The following is a 15,862-nucleotide window of genomic DNA, read 5'->3' as shown; positions in this document are numbered from 1 at the left end:
TGACCCGGGCAATCTACGTGGGCGTAGTGGCGGGTAGCAGTGTCGTATTCTACGTGGGAGGTGTTGATGGTGATACCACGCTCACGCTCTTCCGGTGCCTTGTCGATCTGGTCGAAGGCGAAAGCTTTACCACCGAAGTGCTTGGCCAGCACGTTGGTGATGGCGGCGGTCAGGGTGGTTTTACCGTGGTCAACGTGGCCGATGGTGCCGACGTTTACGTGCGGTTTATTACGCTCAAATTTTTCTTTAGACACGACGTAGTCCTTCTAGGTTAAACCCGCCTACCGTCGTAGGCGGGGAATCATAAATTACTTGGATTTGCGCTCTTCGATCACGGCCTGGGCGACGTTAGTCGGGGCATCGTGATACTTGGCGAATTCCATGGCGTAGGAAGCGCGACCCTGGGTAGCGGAACGCAGGGCAGTCGCATAACCGAACATCTCGGCCAGCGGCACGAGAGCACGAACGATCTTGCCGGACGGGCCGTCTTCCATACCTTCGATCAGGCCACGACGACGGTTCAGGTCACCGATGACGTCGCCCATGTAATCTTCCGGAGTCTCAACTTCTACTTTCATGATCGGTTCGAGCAGAACCGGGTTGGCTTTCATGAAGCCAGCCTTAAAGGCCATGGAAGCAGCGATTTTGAACGCCAGTTCGGAGGAGTCGACATCGTGGTAGGAACCGAAGTGCAGACGCACACCCAGATCCATGACCGGATAGCCTGCCAGCGGGCCGGACTTCAGCTGCTCACGGATACCCTTGTCAACACCCGGGATGAACTCACCAGGAATGACGCCGCCCTTGATGTCGTTAACAAACTCGTAGGCTTTGCCTTCTTCCAGCGGGTACATGTCGATCACAACGTGACCGTACTGACCACGACCACCGGACTGCTTGGCATGCTTGCCTTCGATGTCCTTGACGGTATTGCGGATGGTTTCACGGTAGGCAACCTGCGGCTTACCTACGTTGGCTTCAACCTTGAACTCACGACGCATACGGTCAACGATGATGTCCAGGTGCAGCTCACCCATACCGGCGATGATGGTTTGGCCAGATTCTTCGTCAGTCCATACGCGGAAAGACGGATCTTCCTGCGCCAGACGGCCGAGTGCCAGACCCATCTTCTCTTGGTCAGCCTTGGTTTTCGGCTCAACCGCGATGGAGATTACCGGCTCCGGGAATTCCATGCGCTCGAGGATGATCGGTGCTTTTTCGTCACACAGGGTGTCACCAGTGGTCACGTCTTTCAGACCGATGGCAGCGGCAATGTCGCCTGCGCGAACTTCTTTGATCTCTTCACGCTTGTTGGCGTGCATCTGAACGATACGGCCAAAACGCTCGCGCTTCTCTTTGACAGAGTTCAGTACGGAGTCACCGGAGTTAACCACACCGGAGTAAACGCGGAAGAAGGTCAGGTTGCCTACGAACGGGTCGGTAGCAATCTTGAATGCCAGAGCAGAGAACGGCTCGTCATCGGAAGCGTGACGCTCGTCCTTGGTCTCGCCATCCAGCTTCAGACCGTCGATGGCTGCTACGTCGGTCGGAGCCGGCAGATAGTCAACCACGGCATCCAGCATGGCCTGTACGCCCTTGTTCTTGAACGCAGAGCCACAGGTAACCAGGATGATTTCGTTGTTCAGAACACGCTGACGAAGAGCTTTCTTGATCTCTTCTTCGGTCAGTTCTTCACCACCCAGGTATTTTTCCATCAGATCTTCAGACGCTTCAGCAGCGGCTTCAACCAGGTTCATGCGCATTTCTTGCGCTTGTTCCAGCAGCTCGGCCGGGACGTCTTCGTAATCGAAAGACACACCCTGGTCAGCTTCGCTCCAGTTGATTGCTTTCATCTTGACCAGGTCGATAACGCCCTTGAAGTTCTCTTCTGCACCGATGTTCAGTTGCAGGGGAACCGGCACGCCTTTCAGACGGGTCTTGATGTGCTCAACGCAGCGCAGATAGTTGGCGCCGGTACGGTCCATCTTGTTGACGAACGCGATACGGGGAACCTTGTACTTGTTAGCCTGACGCCATACGGTTTCAGACTGTGGCTGTACGCCACCTACGGCACAGTACACCATCACGGCGCCGTCCAGAACACGCATTGAACGCTCTACTTCGATAGTAAAGTCAACGTGGCCTGGGGTATCGATGATGTTGATACGGTGCGGTTGGAACTGTTTACCCATACCGGACCAGAAAGCGGTGGTCGCGGCGGAGGTGATGGTGATACCACGCTCTTGTTCCTGTTCCATCCAGTCCATGGTGGCGGCGCCATCGTGAACTTCACCGATCTTGTGACTTACACCGGTGTAAAACAGAACGCGCTCGGTAGTAGTAGTCTTACCGGCGTCGATGTGAGCGGAGATACCGATGTTACGATAACGCTCAATGGGGGTTGTACGAGCCATTGTCATCCTCTTACTAGGAGCGTACCCCTAGATAACTGAAGGTGCGCAGAGCCTGAAGGCCCTGCGCAGGCGGATTACCAGCGGAAGTGAGCGAAAGCCTTGTTCGCTTCAGCCATACGGTGAACGTCTTCACGTTTCTTGACAGACGAACCCTTATTGTCAGCGGCATCCAGCAGCTCGCCAGCCAAACGCTGAGCCATTGATTTTTCACCACGTTTACGAGCGGCATCAACCAACCAGCGCATTGCCAGGGCATTGCGACGAACCGGACGAACTTCTACCGGTACCTGATAGGTTGCACCACCGACGCGACGAGATTTAACCTCGACCGCCGGACGAATGTTGTCCAGAGCGACTTCGAACAGGGCCAGGTGCTCTTTGCCAGATTTGGTGGCAATGATGTCCAGGGCGCCATAAACGATGGCTTCTGCAACAGATTTCTTACCGTCAACCATTACTACGTTGACAAATTTAGCCAGCAGCTCTGATCCGAACTTGGGATCCGGCAGGATTTTACGCTGACCAACAACACGACGTCTTGGCATTTCAAATTCTCCGTAACTTCAGGGGTTACCCAAAACTAGAAAGTTATCTAACTAGAAACGAATTAACGTTTGGCCTTACTTAACGGAGAACCATTAAGCTTTCGGACGCTTCACGCCATACTTGGAGCGAGCCTGCTTACGGTCTTTAACACCGGCACAGTCCAACGCACCACGAACGGTGTGATAACGAACACCTGGCAAATCCTTGACACGACCGCCACGGATCAGAACAACGGAGTGCTCCTGCAGGTTGTGACCTTCACCACCGATGTAGGAGGTGACTTCGAAGCCGTTGGTCAGACGTACACGGCACACTTTACGCAGTGCAGAGTTAGGCTTCTTGGGGGTGGTGGTGTATACACGGGTGCATACGCCACGCTTCTGAGGGCACGCTTCCAGCGCCGGCACGTTGCTTTTCACAACGAGCTTGATGCGTGGCTTGCGAACCAACTGGTTAATAGTTGCCATCAAAAGGCTCCTGATAATGACTTCATAAACGTGTGAAAAATCCTCCCCGCAGATACGGGGACGCGAAATTTTATGCCCTGTTGTCTAGGGAGTCAAGATTTATACAATTCGTGCGCCAAAAGGGCAAATGACATTCCGCCACTATTGTGATAATCGCCTGAGATAGCTGATAAAAATCAAATTTAGCCGGCCCAGGTCTGTGGTGATCCCTGCTCGGCGATCAGCTTGATCAGGCCGGCCATGTCGAGTGCCATCCCGATCCTGGGGGACAACCCCCTCGCCTTCAGGTCTTCCCCCATCACATAGAGCGGAATCCCGCTCAATCGCTCGCACCACTGCGGAGCCGTCGCCGCCACTACGGCATCCTGCATCAGCACCAGCAGATCCGCGTCCTGGCGATAACGCAACACCTGCTCGAGGTCTTGGCTGAGGAAAGGCGAGCTCAATACAAGCTGTATCATGGGTACCTCAAAAGCTGATGTGGGTAGTGAAGTTATCCCACTGGCGGCGGATCTCGGTCGGACTCGCCACCGTCACAGGGATCAGCAGATCCTCAGCCGTCAGACCACGTTCGGCCAGCGACGCCGCACAGACATAGACCTCCTCGACATCGTACAGTTCCAATATCTTGAAGGTCGGGGCGTAGTGGCGCTGCAATATCCCTTGTGGTGACTGCTCCCTGACCAGTTGCAACACGCCGTCACCGATGAGGAACAGCGCCAGTGATTCCGTCAGCGCAGAGGTGGCCAGCAAGGCATCCAGGCCCTCTCGTCCACTCGCCGTACCGTGGGGGCCACGGCGGCAGATAAAGGCTATCTTGGTCATTCCATCCCCCTAGAACTGGACGAAGCGGTCGGCGGTCAGGCTGGCCTCCGCCAGCTGACCCAGCCCGCTCAAACGAAACGGGGCCTGCAGATTGAACTGGGTTTTGCCGACCCCCTTGGCCTCGGCTTCATCGAGCACCCCGCGGCGCATGGCGGCGGCGACACACACATCGATGGCAATGCCCTGTGCCAGGGCCAGATCGCGCCACAGCGCCACCAGGTCGGTCTCATCGCTGGCCGGGGCATGCAGGCCATTGCCGTTATGGACCCCATCCTGATAGAAGAACAAATGGGACAGCTGATGCCCCTGCTCGATGAGGCTCAGGGCGAAGCGATAGGCGGTGCTGGCCGTCTGGGTGCCATAGGCTGGCCCGGTGACCAGCAGGGCAAAATTCAGACTCATGTCCGTACTCCTGCACAGATGTGTATCCATTCTATCTCAAAGACGAAAAAGCCCCTCCTGGGAGGGGCTTTTTCGCTGACGGTGACTCAGACGTAAGCAATGGCTTCGACTTCGACCAGCACATCTTTCGGCAGGCGAGCCACTTCCACGCAGGAGCGCGCCGGCGCAGCGTCACCGAAGTAGCGAGCATAGACCTGGTTGAAGGCCACGAAGTTGTTCATGTCGCTCAGGAAACAGGTAGTCTTCAGCACCTTGCTGGTATCGGCACCCGCCGCCTTCAATACTGCAACCAGGTTCTTCATCACCTGTTCGGCCTGCGCTTCTATGCCACCGGCAACTATGTCCATGGTGGCCGGATCGAGCGGGATCTGCCCGGAGGTGAACACCAGGTCACCCAGCTTGGTGGCCTGTACATAAGGACCAATTGCGGCAGGCGCCTTGTCGGTTGCAATCACTTCTTTAGCCATTGTTATCTATCCCCTATCTATGGCGCTTACTCGCTTTCTTCTTCACCCTGCTTGCGCTGTCGGATGTAGAGATACACGGTATGTTTGGAAATATTCAGCTTGTCGGCGACCAGGTTGATCGAGTCCTTGATATCAAATATGCCCTTCTCGAACAACTGGGTCACGATAAAACGATTCTTGGCGTTGTTGGCCACGGAGGGATCACGGTTGATCTCGTCGATGGTGTTGTCCACCGTCTGGGCAACCAGCTCCTCCACGCTGTTGGCGAAGGTCTCCGGCGATTGACGCTCCACTTGCTGGGGCGTCGGGAAGAATTCGGCCACGAACTCGTGGAAAGGCGCATTGATGTGCAGGTTGATGCAGATAAGACCGATCACCTGCTTGTCGCGGTTGCGGATGGCGATGGTGCTCGACTTCATCAGCGCACCGGTCCGGCTGCGGGCAAAGTAGCTCTGGGTGTGATCCTGACCCGTACTCTCGATGTCCTTGAGCATACGCAGGGCCAGATCGGTGATCGGCGCTCCCAGGGTCCGCCCCGTATTGAATCCGTTCGCTATCTTGATCACTGACTCATGCAGATTTTCCAGGGAATGCAGCACCACTTCGCAGTGCTTGCCGAACAGATCGGCCAGGCCCTCGATGAGGCCCTCATATGAACGCAACAATTCCCTGTCTTCGTCTGTAAAAGCGCGACCGCTCAGTTGCTCTTCGGGAAGCAGTACTTCCTCGATACCGACAGCCATGTTCTACCCCTGTAATAACCATTCAACTTTCCCGAGTTTTCAATTGCGGGGGATCAATGTCAACTTTTTTTGATTTTTTGCTCTATAACCTTGCACTGGATCATCCCCTGCCCCAGCCCGGTGCAGCGCACTACTGGCGGTCAGGCAACAAAAAGGGCCCCTTGAAGGAGCCCTTTTTAATCACTGCAGCTGAAGATTACTCTTCGTCAAAACTGCCGGCTGCGTTGAGCAGATCCGCCAGATTTTGCTGAGCCTCATCGGCAGTCACCTGCGGCACACCGACAGCACGGGCTGCGGCGGCACGCTGGTTGATCCGGGCATGGTGGTAGGCAAAGCCGGTACCAGCCGGGATCAGGCGACCCACGATTACGTTCTCTTTCAGGCCACGCAGTTCATCACGCTTGCCGCCAACGGCCGCTTCGGTCAGAACACGAGTGGTTTCCTGGAAGGAAGCCGCGGAGATGAAGGACTCGGTGCTCAGAGATGCCTTGGTAATACCCATCAGGATATGACGGAAGGTGGCCGGAGTCTTACCCTCGGCAACCAGCTTACGGTTGGCAATCTTCACGCGAGCCACTTCAACCTGCTCGCCTTCGATCAAATCGGTGTCGCCAGCGCTCAGGATCTCGCACTTACGCAGCATCTGACGAACGATGACTTCGATGTGCTTGTCGTTGATCTTAACGCCTTGCAGACGGTAAACGTCCTGCACTTCGTTGGCGATGTAGTTGGCGACCGGGCTGATACCGCGCAGACGCAGGATGTCGTGAGCAGACTCAGGACCATCTGCCAGTACTTCACCCTTCTCAACTTTTTCACCTTCGAACACGTTCAGGTGACGCCACTTCGGAATCATCTCTTCGTAGATATCGCCACCGTCGGTCGGGGTGATGACCAGACGGCGTTTGCCCTTGGTCTCTTTCCCGAAGGAGATGGTACCGGAGATCTCGGCCAGGATAGCCGGTTCCTTCGGTTGACGTGCTTCGAACAGATCCGCAACGCGCGGCAGACCACCGGTGATGTCCTTGGTACCGCTGGACTCTTGCGGGATACGCGCGACCGCGTCACCCACGCCCACGTTGGCACCATCCTCCAGGTTCACGATCGCCTTGCCCGGCAGGAAGTACTGGGCTGCAACATCGGTACCCGGGATCATGACATCCTTGCCGTTCTGGTCGACCAGCTTCACGGTCGGACGCATCTCTTTACCCGCGCTCGGACGTTCATTGACATCCAGCACGACGATAGAGGAGAGACCGGTCAGCTCGTCGGTCTGACGAGTGATGGTCACACCGTCGATCATGTGTTCGAAGTCCAGGCGACCTGCTACTTCGGTGATGATCGGGTGGGTGTGCGGATCCCAGTTGGCGACGGTATCACCGGCACTCACGGCCTGGCCATCTTTCACTTCCAGCACGGAACCGTAAGGCAGCTTGTGGCTTTCCTTGGTACGGCCCATCTCGTCCATGATGGTCAGTTCGGTAGAACGGGAGGTGATAACCAGCTTGTCGGCACTGTTGGTAACAAACTTGGCGTTCTGCAGCTTGATGCTACCGGTGTTCTTGACCTGGATGCTGCTCTCGGCAGCAGCTCGGGATGCGGCACCACCGATGTGGAAGGTACGCATCGTCAGCTGGGTACCCGGCTCACCGATGGACTGGGCGGCGATAACACCGACAGCCTCACCCTTGTTCACCAGGTGACCACGGGCCAGATCACGGCCGTAGCAGTGAGCACAGTTACCGAAGTCGGTCTCACAGGTGATGGCAGAACGTACCTTCACGCGGTCGACGGAGTTACGCTCCAGCAGGTCACACAGATACTCGTCGAGCAGAGTATTGCGCGCGACTAGGATCTCGCTTTCAGTACCCGGCTTGATCACGTCTTCGGCGACCACACGACCCAGCACGCGCTCACGCAGCGGCTCGACCACGTCACCACCTTCGATCAGCGGAGTCATCCACAGACCTTCGGTCGTACCGCAATCGTCCTCGGTGATCACCATGTCCTGAGCCACGTCAACCAGACGACGAGTCAGGTAACCGGAGTTCGCTGTCTTCAGTGCGGTATCCGCCAGACCCTTACGAGCACCGTGAGTGGAGATGAAGTACTGCAGTACGTTCAGACCTTCACGGAAGTTCGCCACGATCGGCGTTTCGATGATGGAACCATCCGGCTTGGCCATCAGGCCACGCATACCGGCCAGCTGACGGATCTGGGCGGCGGAGCCCCGCGCACCAGAGTCGGCCATCATGAAGATGCTGTTGAAGGAGGCCTGCTCTTCTTCTTCACCCAGGGAGTTGACGTTCCGCTCCTTGGAGAGGTTATCCATCATGGCCTTGGAGACGCGATCGTTCGCGCTGGCCCAGATATCGATAACCTTGTTATAGCGTTCGCCAGCGGTCACCAGACCGGACAGGAACTGGTCCTGGATCTCGGCAACTTCGGCTTCGGCTGCCGCAATGATGTCTTTCTTGGCATCCGGGATGACCATGTCATCGATACCAACGGAAGCACCAGACAGGGCCGCGTAATGGAAACCGGTATACATCAGCTGGTCAGCGAAGATGACGGTGTCCTTCAGGCCCTGCTTGCGATAGCAGGTGTTCAGCAGACGGGAGATGAGCTTTTTGCCCAGCGCCTTGTTGGATACGGATTTGATCCAGTTCTGCGGATTGGCATCCAGATCGGCCTGCTCGGCGGCAGTCAGCACCTTGGGTTCGTCGATCAGCGCGTATTCCATGCCTTTCGGCAGGATCAGGCTCAGGATCGCACGACCAACGGTGGTGTTCTTCATCTCGGTGTGCGGCAGCAGGGAACCGTCTTCCTGACGCAGGTATTCGGTAATGCGCACTTTCACACGAGCATGGAGATCGGCCAGACCGGCACGATAGACCTTCTCGGCTTCTTTCGGACCGGCCAGCACCATACCTTCGCCCTTGGCGTTGATACGGGCACGGGTCATGTAGTACAGACCCAAGACCACGTCCTGGGAAGGAACGATGATCGGCTCACCGGAGGCAGGCGACAGGATGTTGTTGGTAGACATCATCAGGGCGCGCGCTTCCAGCTGGGCTTCCAGGGTCAGCGGTACGTGGACCGCCATCTGGTCACCATCGAAGTCCGCGTTATAGGCGGCACAGACCAGCGGGTGCAGCTGGATGGCCTTGCCTTCGATCAGGGTCGGTTCAAACGCCTGGATACCCAGACGGTGCAAGGTCGGTGCACGGTTCAGCAGGACCGGGTGTTCGCGGATCACTTCGTCCAGGATGTCCCAAACGACCGCTTCTTCGCGCTCCACCATCTTCTTGGCGGCCTTGATGGTGGTCGCCAGACCACGGGATTCCAGCTTGCCATAGATGAAGGGCTTGAACAGTTCCAGCGCCATCTTCTTCGGCAAACCGCACTGATGCAGACGCAGCGTCGGGCCTACGGTGATAACGGAACGACCGGAGTAGTCGACACGTTTACCCAGCAAGTTCTGACGGAAACGACCTTGCTTACCCTTGATCATGTCGGCCAGGGATTTCAGCGGGCGCTTGTTGGAGCCAGTGATGGCACGACCACGACGGCCGTTGTCCAGCAGGGCATCCACGGACTCTTGCAGCATGCGCTTTTCGTTGCGCACGATGATGTCCGGAGCCGCCAGATCCAGCAGACGCTTCAGGCGGTTGTTACGGTTGATCACGCGACGGTACAGATCGTTCAGATCGGAAGTCGCGAAACGACCGCCGTCCAGCGGTACCAGCGGACGCAGGTCCGGCGGCAGCACAGGCAGCACTGTCATGATCATCCACTCCGGCTTGTTGCCGGACTGCAGGAAGGCTTCCATCAGCTTCAGACGCTTGGTGGTCTTCTTGCGCTTGGTCTCGGAGTTGGTTTGATCCAGCTCCTCGCGCATGGTCTTGACTTCACCTTCCAGATCGATGGCACGCAGCAATGCAAGGATCGCTTCGGCACCCATCTTGGCGTCGAATTCGTCGCCCCACTCTTCCAGCGCGTCCAGATAGTTCTCTTCGGACAGCATCTGGCTGCGCTCGAGGTTGGTCATGCCGGGTTCGATAACCACATAGGATTCGAAATACAGCACGCGCTCGATGTCACGCAGGGTCATGTCCAGCAGCAGACCGATACGGGACGGCAGGGACTTCAGGAACCAGATGTGGGCAGTCGGGCTGGCCAGCTCGATGTGGCCCATGCGCTCACGACGGACCTTGGTCTGGGTCACTTCTACGCCGCACTTCTCGCAGATCACACCACGGTGTTTCAGGCGCTTGTACTTGCCGCACAGACACTCGTAGTCCTTCACCGGTCCGAAGATACGGGCGCAGAACAGACCATCACGTTCCGGCTTGAAAGTCCGGTAGTTGATGGTCTCAGGCTTTTTGACCTCACCGAATGACCAGGAGCGGATCATGTCAGGAGAGGCCAGACCGATCTTGATACTGTCAAACTCTTCGGTCTTGGTCTGAGCCTTCAAAAACTTGAGTAAGTCTTTCACGTGTTTCCCCTGTCAGGAGTCTAACCTCGGCGCCCTGCTGCCAAAGCAGCAGGGCGCCCACGTCAATTCTCGAACAATAAGAGCGAGCTCTTACTCTTCGTCCAGCTCGATGTTGATACCCAGAGAGCGGATTTCCTTCAACAGTACGTTGAAGGATTCGGGCATGCCCGGCTCCATACGGTGGTCGCCATCCACGATGTTCTTGTACATCTTGGTACGGCCATTCACATCGTCAGACTTGACGGTCAGCATTTCCTGCAGGGTATATGCCGCACCGTAAGCCTCCAGGGCCCACACTTCCATCTCACCGAACCGCTGACCACCGAACTGTGCCTTACCACCCAGCGGCTGCTGGGTAACCAGGCTGTAGGAGCCGGTAGAACGCGCGTGCATCTTGTCGTCTACCAAGTGGTTCAGCTTCAGCATGTACATGTAACCCACGGTGACCTTGCGCTCGAAGGCGTTGCCGGTACGACCGTCGAACAGGGAGATCTGACCGGATTCCGGCAGATCGGCCAGCTTCAGCAAGGCCTTGATTTCGCGCTCTTTGGCACCATCAAAGACAGGTGTAGCAACCGGCAGACCCTTACGCAGGTTACCCGCAAGGGTACGTACGTCGTCATCAGACAGCTCGGCGATGTTCACTTGCTGGGTGTCTTTCTCGCCCAGGTCGTAGACCTGTTGCAGGAAGTCACGCATCTCGTGCAGCTCGCGCTGATCCTTGATCATGCGGTCGATCTTCTCGCCTATACCCTTGGCCGCGAGGCCCAGGTGCACTTCGAGGATCTGACCGATGTTCATACGGGACGGTACACCCAACGGGTTCAGTACGATGTCGACCGGACGGCCGAACTCGTCATGGGGCATGTCCTCGACCGGACAGATCTTGGAGATAACACCCTTGTTACCGTGACGGCCCGCCATCTTGTCACCCGGTTGGATGCGACGCTTGACTGCCAGGTAAACCTTGACGATTTTCAGTACGCCCGGCGCCAGATCATCACCCTGGATAATCTTGCGACGTTTGTTCTCGAACTTCTTGTCGAAGTCGGCTTTCAGCTCGATGTGCTGTTCGGCGATCTGCTCCAGCTCGATCTGCTTGGCTTCATCTTCGATGGCCAATTCAAACCACTTGGAACGATCCAGCTTGTTCAGACGATCTTCGCTGTAACCGGCGGCCAGCAGCAGGTTGCGGGAGCGGCCGAAGATGCCGTCTTCCAGGATCTTGAACTCTTCGGTCAAGTCCTTCTTCGCTTCCTTCAACTGCATCTCTTCGATTTCTTTGGCGCGCTTGTCTTTTTCCACGCCATCGCGGGTAAAGACTTGCACGTCAACCACGGTACCGTACACACCGTTCGGCACACGCAGGGAGGAGTCCTTCACATCGGAGGCCTTCTCACCGAAGATGGCGCGCAGCAGCTTCTCTTCCGGCGTCAGCTGGGTTTCACCCTTGGGTGTTACCTTGCCGACCAGGATGTCGCCGCCCTTCACTTCGGCACCCACGTAGACGATACCGGACTCGTCCAGCTTGGACAGAGCGGCTTCACCCACGTTCGGGATGTCGGCAGTGATCTCTTCCGGACCCAGCTTGGTGTCACGGGAGATACAGGCCAGTTCCTGGATGTGGATGGTGGTCAGGCGATCTTCCTGTACCACGCGCTCATTCACCAGGATCGAGTCTTCGAAGTTGTAACCGTTCCACGGCATGAAGGCGACGCGCAGGTTTTGGCCCAGCGCCAGTTCGCCCAGGTCGGTAGACGGGCCGTCAGCCAGCACGTCGCCCGCCATCACCGGCTCACCCAACATCACGCAAGGACGCTGGTTGATACAGGTGTTCTGGTTGGAACGGGTGTACTTGGTCAGGCTGTAGATGTCGATGCCGGCTTCGCCAGGCAGCAGCTCATCTTCATTGACCTTGATCACGATACGGGAGGCGTCGACGTAGTCGATCATGCCGCCACGCTTGGCCACTACGGTAACACCGGAGTCAACGGCCACGGCGCGTTCCATACCGGTACCTACCAGCGGCTTGTCGGCACGCAGAGTCGGTACGGCCTGACGTTGCATGTTCGAACCCATCAGGGCTCGGTTAGCATCATCGTGTTCCAGGAACGGGATCAGGGCCGCTGCCACAGATACGATCTGTTGCGGGCTCACGTCCATGTACTGGATCTGGTCGGCGTTCATAAAGGTGGATTCACCCTTGTGACGGCACGGGATCAACTCGTCTTTCAGACGGCCATCTTCGGTGGTCGCGGCGTTGGCCTGTGCGATCACGTACTTGCCTTCTTCAATGGCTGACAGGTAGTCCACTTCGTCGGTGATCACACCGTCGATGACCTTGCGGTACGGGGTCTCGAGGAAACCGTACTCGTTGGTGCGGGAATACACGGACAGCGAGTTGATCAGACCGATGTTCGGACCTTCCGGAGTCTCGATGGGGCACAGACGACCGTAGTGAGTCGGGTGTACATCTCGAACTTCGAAGCCGGCACGCTCACGGGTCAGACCGCCCGGGCCCAGCGCGGAAATACGACGCTTGTGGGTCACTTCGGACAGCGGGTTGTTCTGGTCCATGAACTGGGACAGCTGGCTGGAACCGAAGAACTCTTTGACCGCGGCGGAGATCGGCTTGGCGTTGATCAGATCCTGCGGCATCAGGGTGTCCAGGTCGCCCAGGGAGAGACGCTCCTTGACCGCACGCTCGACACGCACCAGACCGACGCGGAACTGGTTTTCTGCCATTTCACCGACAGAACGGATACGACGGTTACCCAGGTGGTCGATATCATCCACCTCGTCATTGCCGTTACGGATGTCGATCAGGCGTTTCATGACTTCGACGATGTCGTCTTTGGTCAGCACGCCAACGCCGGTCTCGTCTTCACGACCCAGACGGCGGTTGAACTTCATCCGACCCACGGTAGACAGGTCGTAACGCTCGGAAGAGAAGAACAGGTTCTCGAACAGCTGCTCGGCCGCTTCGCGAGTGGGCGGCTCGCCCGGACGCATCATGCGGTAGATCTCGACCAGAGCTTCCAGGCGGCTGGAGCTGGAGTCGATGCGCAGGGTCTCGGACATGTAGGCACCGTGGTCCAGTTCGTTGGTGAACAGAACCTCGAAGTGCTTGAAGCCGGCTTGGGACAGATTGGCTACCGCTTCCAGGCTCAGAGCCTGGTTGGCAGTCACGACCATTTCGCCAGTTTGCGGGTGCGCGTAGTTCTTGGCTGCAACTTTGCCAACAACGTACTCTACCGGCACCTCGATCTGGGTGATGGCGTCTTTTTCCAACTGACGGATATGACGGGCAGTGACACGACGACCGGTCTCAACCACCACGGCGCCATTGGCTATGATGTCGAAGGTCGCAGTCTCACCACGCAGGCGCTCGGGCACCAGATCCATCATCAACTTGCCATCTTTGACCTCGAAACCAATGGTCTCGAAGAAGGTGGCCAGGATTTCTTCGGAACTGAAGTCCAGGGCGCGCAGAATAATGGAGGCCGGCAGTTTACGACGACGGTCGATACGGACAAACAGGTTGTCTTTCGCATCGAACTCGAAGTCCAGCCAGGAGCCACGGTAGGGGATAACGCGGGCGTTATACAGTACCTTACCGGATGAATGTGTTTTGCCTTTATCGTGGTCGAAGAAGACGCCCGGGCTGCGGTGCAGCTGGGAGACGATAACCCGTTCGGTACCATTGATGACAAAGGTGCCGTTTTCGGTCATGAGCGGAATTTCGCCCATGTACACTTCTTGTTCCTTGATATCTTTGACGGTGCCGGCAGCTGCTTCACGGTCGTACAGAACCATACGAAGCTTGACACGCAGCGGCGCGGAGTAGGTCACTCCACGGATCTGGCATTCTTTTACGTCAAATACCGGCTCACCCAGGCGATAGCTGACATACTGAAGCTCAGCACTACCGGAGTAACTGGTGATCGGGAAAACGCTACGGAAAGCGGCCTCTAGGCCATATTCACCTTCCGGGTCAGCCTCGATGAACTGCTTGAAGGAGTCCAGCTGAATGGACAACAGATAAGGCGTGTCCAGTACCTGGTCTCGCTTACCGAAGTCCTTACGAATGCGTTTTTTTTCGGTATAAGAGTAAACCATAGGGTTCCTCAGCTCGCTGATAAGTGACCCACTCTGTCCCGCGGGACAGCTCTGTCTCAACACCGTTTTGTGTTGGCCCGGACGATGAGGCGGTCCGGATTGCTGGTGCACCGAGAGTCGTAAACGGTGTGAAATGCTCTCAGTCTACAGCGCAAAAAGGCTGGTGAACAAACATTCACCAGCCCTAGCCTGTTTTATCAGGCTAATCTACATAAATGCAGATTATTTGATCTCAACAGAAGCACCGGCAGCTTCCAGCTCTTTCTTCAGAGCTTCAGCTTCGTCTTTGGAGACGGCTTCTTTCAGGTTGGTCGGAGCGGCTTCTACCAGGTCCTTGGCTTCTTTCAGGCCCAGGCCGGTGGCAGCACGAACGGCCTTGATGACGGCAACTTTGTTGGCGCCAGCAGCAGTCAGAACTACGTCGAACTCGGTCTTCTCTTCTACTGCTTCAGCGGCCGGACCGGCAGCTACAGCAACAGCGGCAGAAACACCGAACTTCTCTTCCATTGCTTCGATCAGCTCAACAACTTCCATTACGGACATGGAAGCAACGGCTTCGATGATTTGGTCTTTAGTGATAGACATGACAAAAATTCCTGATGTTGAATAAACTCAAACAGCCTAAATAGGCGAGAATCAAGCAGCAGCTTGTTTCTGGTCGCGAACAGCAGCGATAGTACGAACCAGCTTGCCAGCAGAGGCTTCCTTCATGGTAGCCATCAACTTCGCAATTGCTTCGTCGTAAGTCGGCAGCGTGGCCAGACGATCAATTTGTGCTGCGGCGATAAACTCACCGTTAAAAGCGCCAGCCTTGATTTCGAACTTTTGGTTCGCTTTGGCAAACTCTTTGAACAGACGAGCGGCGGCGCCCGGGTGTTCGTTAGAGAAAGCAATCAAGGTAGGACCAGTCAATACGTCGTTCAGGCAACCGAATTCGGTGCCCTCTACCGCGCGACGCAGCAGGGTGTTACGCACAACGCGCATGTACACACCGGCTTCACGAGCGGATTTACGCAGGACGGTCATCTTGTCAACAGTCACACCGCGAGAATCGGCTACAACTGCAGACAGAGCGCCTTTGGCAGCTTCGTTGACTTCAGCAACAATTGCCTTTTTGTCTTCGAGTCCCAATGCCATTGGCTTAACTCCTGGATTGAATCTGAGTCTCATGACTCAGTACTGACACATCCCCCCTACCTTCACAACAGAGGGGAACGATGCGGTAGCAGGATTCCAGAAGAGAAAGAAAACTTTCTCGCTGGGTTTCCGGCACCGTCTACGCAGGAAAAATTAAGGCCTTGCAGCCACCTGCGGTCTTGGACGGAGGTCGAAACCCCCAACCAATCAAGGCGCAAAATTATAGATTAAATTTTGCGCC

The 15,862-nt window shown here is 56.5% G+C and carries 13 protein-coding genes; all 13 read right to left on the bottom strand.

Going from position 1 to position 15,862, the window contains the following annotated elements; genetic code table 11:
• The coding region (locus tag BN1127_RS20060; RefSeq protein ID WP_042650616.1) for a GTP-binding protein at nt 1–254 on the bottom strand (254 nt) is incomplete at its 3' end.
• Between the two features lie 54 nt (nt 255–308).
• Nucleotides 309–2,414 carry an elongation factor G gene (gene fusA / locus BN1127_RS20055; protein ID WP_005325033.1) on the bottom strand — a complete coding sequence of 702 codons (2,106 nt, stop codon included), beginning with the start codon at nt 2,412–2,414 and terminating at the stop codon, nt 309–311.
• Between the two features lie 74 nt (nt 2,415–2,488).
• Nucleotides 2,489–2,959 (bottom strand): 30S ribosomal protein S7, encoded by a 471-nt coding sequence (gene rpsG, locus BN1127_RS20050; RefSeq protein WP_010675949.1) that lies wholly within the window; start codon nt 2,957–2,959, stop codon nt 2,489–2,491.
• A gap of 93 nt (nt 2,960–3,052) precedes the next feature.
• Nucleotides 3,053–3,427 carry a 30S ribosomal protein S12 gene (gene rpsL / locus BN1127_RS21895; RefSeq protein WP_005306278.1) on the bottom strand — a complete coding sequence of 125 codons (375 nt, stop codon included), beginning with the start codon at nt 3,425–3,427 and terminating at the stop codon, nt 3,053–3,055.
• A 182-nt stretch (nt 3,428–3,609) separates the two neighbouring features.
• On the bottom strand, nt 3,610–3,888 hold the full coding sequence (gene tusB / locus BN1127_RS20040; protein WP_042650614.1) for a sulfurtransferase complex subunit TusB: 279 nt from the start codon (nt 3,886–3,888) through the stop codon (nt 3,610–3,612).
• 7 nt (nt 3,889–3,895) lie between these two features.
• Nucleotides 3,896–4,252, bottom strand: coding sequence for a sulfurtransferase complex subunit TusC (tusC, locus tag BN1127_RS20035; protein ID WP_042650613.1), 357 nt, complete (start codon nt 4,250–4,252; stop codon nt 3,896–3,898).
• Between the two features lie 9 nt (nt 4,253–4,261).
• Nucleotides 4,262–4,654 carry a sulfurtransferase complex subunit TusD gene (gene tusD, locus BN1127_RS20030; RefSeq protein ID WP_042650612.1) on the bottom strand — a complete coding sequence of 131 codons (393 nt, stop codon included), beginning with the start codon at nt 4,652–4,654 and terminating at the stop codon, nt 4,262–4,264.
• 86 nt (nt 4,655–4,740) lie between these two features.
• A complete protein-coding gene (locus tag BN1127_RS20025) occupies nt 4,741–5,121 on the bottom strand; it encodes a RidA family protein (protein WP_041206542.1) in 381 nt (126 codons plus the stop codon).
• 26 nt (nt 5,122–5,147) lie between these two features.
• The gene (locus BN1127_RS20020; RefSeq protein ID WP_025328613.1) at nt 5,148–5,864 is read right to left on the bottom strand and encodes a helix-turn-helix transcriptional regulator; all 717 of its coding nucleotides are present in this window, start codon (nt 5,862–5,864) and stop codon (nt 5,148–5,150) included.
• 196 nt (nt 5,865–6,060) lie between these two features.
• Entirely contained in the window at nt 6,061–10,365 is a 4,305-nt protein-coding gene (rpoC, locus tag BN1127_RS20015; RefSeq protein ID WP_005325063.1) for a DNA-directed RNA polymerase subunit beta', read from the bottom strand.
• Nucleotides 10,366–10,455: 90 nt separating this feature from the next.
• Nucleotides 10,456–14,484 carry a DNA-directed RNA polymerase subunit beta gene (gene rpoB / locus BN1127_RS20010; RefSeq protein WP_025328615.1) on the bottom strand — a complete coding sequence of 1,343 codons (4,029 nt, stop codon included), beginning with the start codon at nt 14,482–14,484 and terminating at the stop codon, nt 10,456–10,458.
• Nucleotides 14,485–14,706: 222 nt separating this feature from the next.
• A complete protein-coding gene (rplL, locus tag BN1127_RS20005; RefSeq protein WP_025328616.1) occupies nt 14,707–15,069 on the bottom strand; it encodes a 50S ribosomal protein L7/L12 in 363 nt (120 codons plus the stop codon).
• A gap of 51 nt (nt 15,070–15,120) precedes the next feature.
• Complete coding sequence (rplJ, locus tag BN1127_RS20000; protein WP_025328617.1) at nt 15,121–15,621, bottom strand: 50S ribosomal protein L10; 501 nt, start codon at nt 15,619–15,621, stop codon at nt 15,121–15,123.
• Between the last annotated feature and the right edge of the window lie 241 nt (nt 15,622–15,862).

It is taken from the genome of Aeromonas media, from assembly GCF_000819985.1.
Taxonomy (GTDB): domain Bacteria; phylum Pseudomonadota; class Gammaproteobacteria; order Enterobacterales; family Aeromonadaceae; genus Aeromonas; species Aeromonas media.
Note: the sequence above shows the minus strand (reverse complement) of the source record. Positions and strands in the feature narration are given on the sequence as shown.

Coding starts and splice junctions, on each gene's coding strand:
- rpoB (WP_025328615.1), bottom strand. CDS start 14,484: ATGGTTTACTCTTATACCGAAAAAAAACGCATTCGTAAGGACTTCGGT.
- BN1127_RS20025 (WP_041206542.1), bottom strand. CDS start 5,121: ATGGCTAAAGAAGTGATTGCAACCGACAAGGCGCCTGCCGCAATTGGT.
- tusD (WP_042650612.1), bottom strand. CDS start 4,654: ATGAGTCTGAATTTTGCCCTGCTGGTCACCGGGCCAGCCTATGGCACC.
- rpsG (WP_010675949.1), bottom strand. CDS start 2,959: ATGCCAAGACGTCGTGTTGTTGGTCAGCGTAAAATCCTGCCGGATCCC.
- rpsL (WP_005306278.1), bottom strand. CDS start 3,427: ATGGCAACTATTAACCAGTTGGTTCGCAAGCCACGCATCAAGCTCGTT.
- tusB (WP_042650614.1), bottom strand. CDS start 3,888: ATGATACAGCTTGTATTGAGCTCGCCTTTCCTCAGCCAAGACCTCGAG.
- rplL (WP_025328616.1), bottom strand. CDS start 15,069: ATGTCTATCACTAAAGACCAAATCATCGAAGCCGTTGCTTCCATGTCC.
- fusA (WP_005325033.1), bottom strand. CDS start 2,414: ATGGCTCGTACAACCCCCATTGAGCGTTATCGTAACATCGGTATCTCC.
- tusC (WP_042650613.1), bottom strand. CDS start 4,252: ATGACCAAGATAGCCTTTATCTGCCGCCGTGGCCCCCACGGTACGGCG.
- BN1127_RS20020 (WP_025328613.1), bottom strand. CDS start 5,864: ATGGCTGTCGGTATCGAGGAAGTACTGCTTCCCGAAGAGCAACTGAGC.
- rplJ (WP_025328617.1), bottom strand. CDS start 15,621: ATGGCATTGGGACTCGAAGACAAAAAGGCAATTGTTGCTGAAGTCAAC.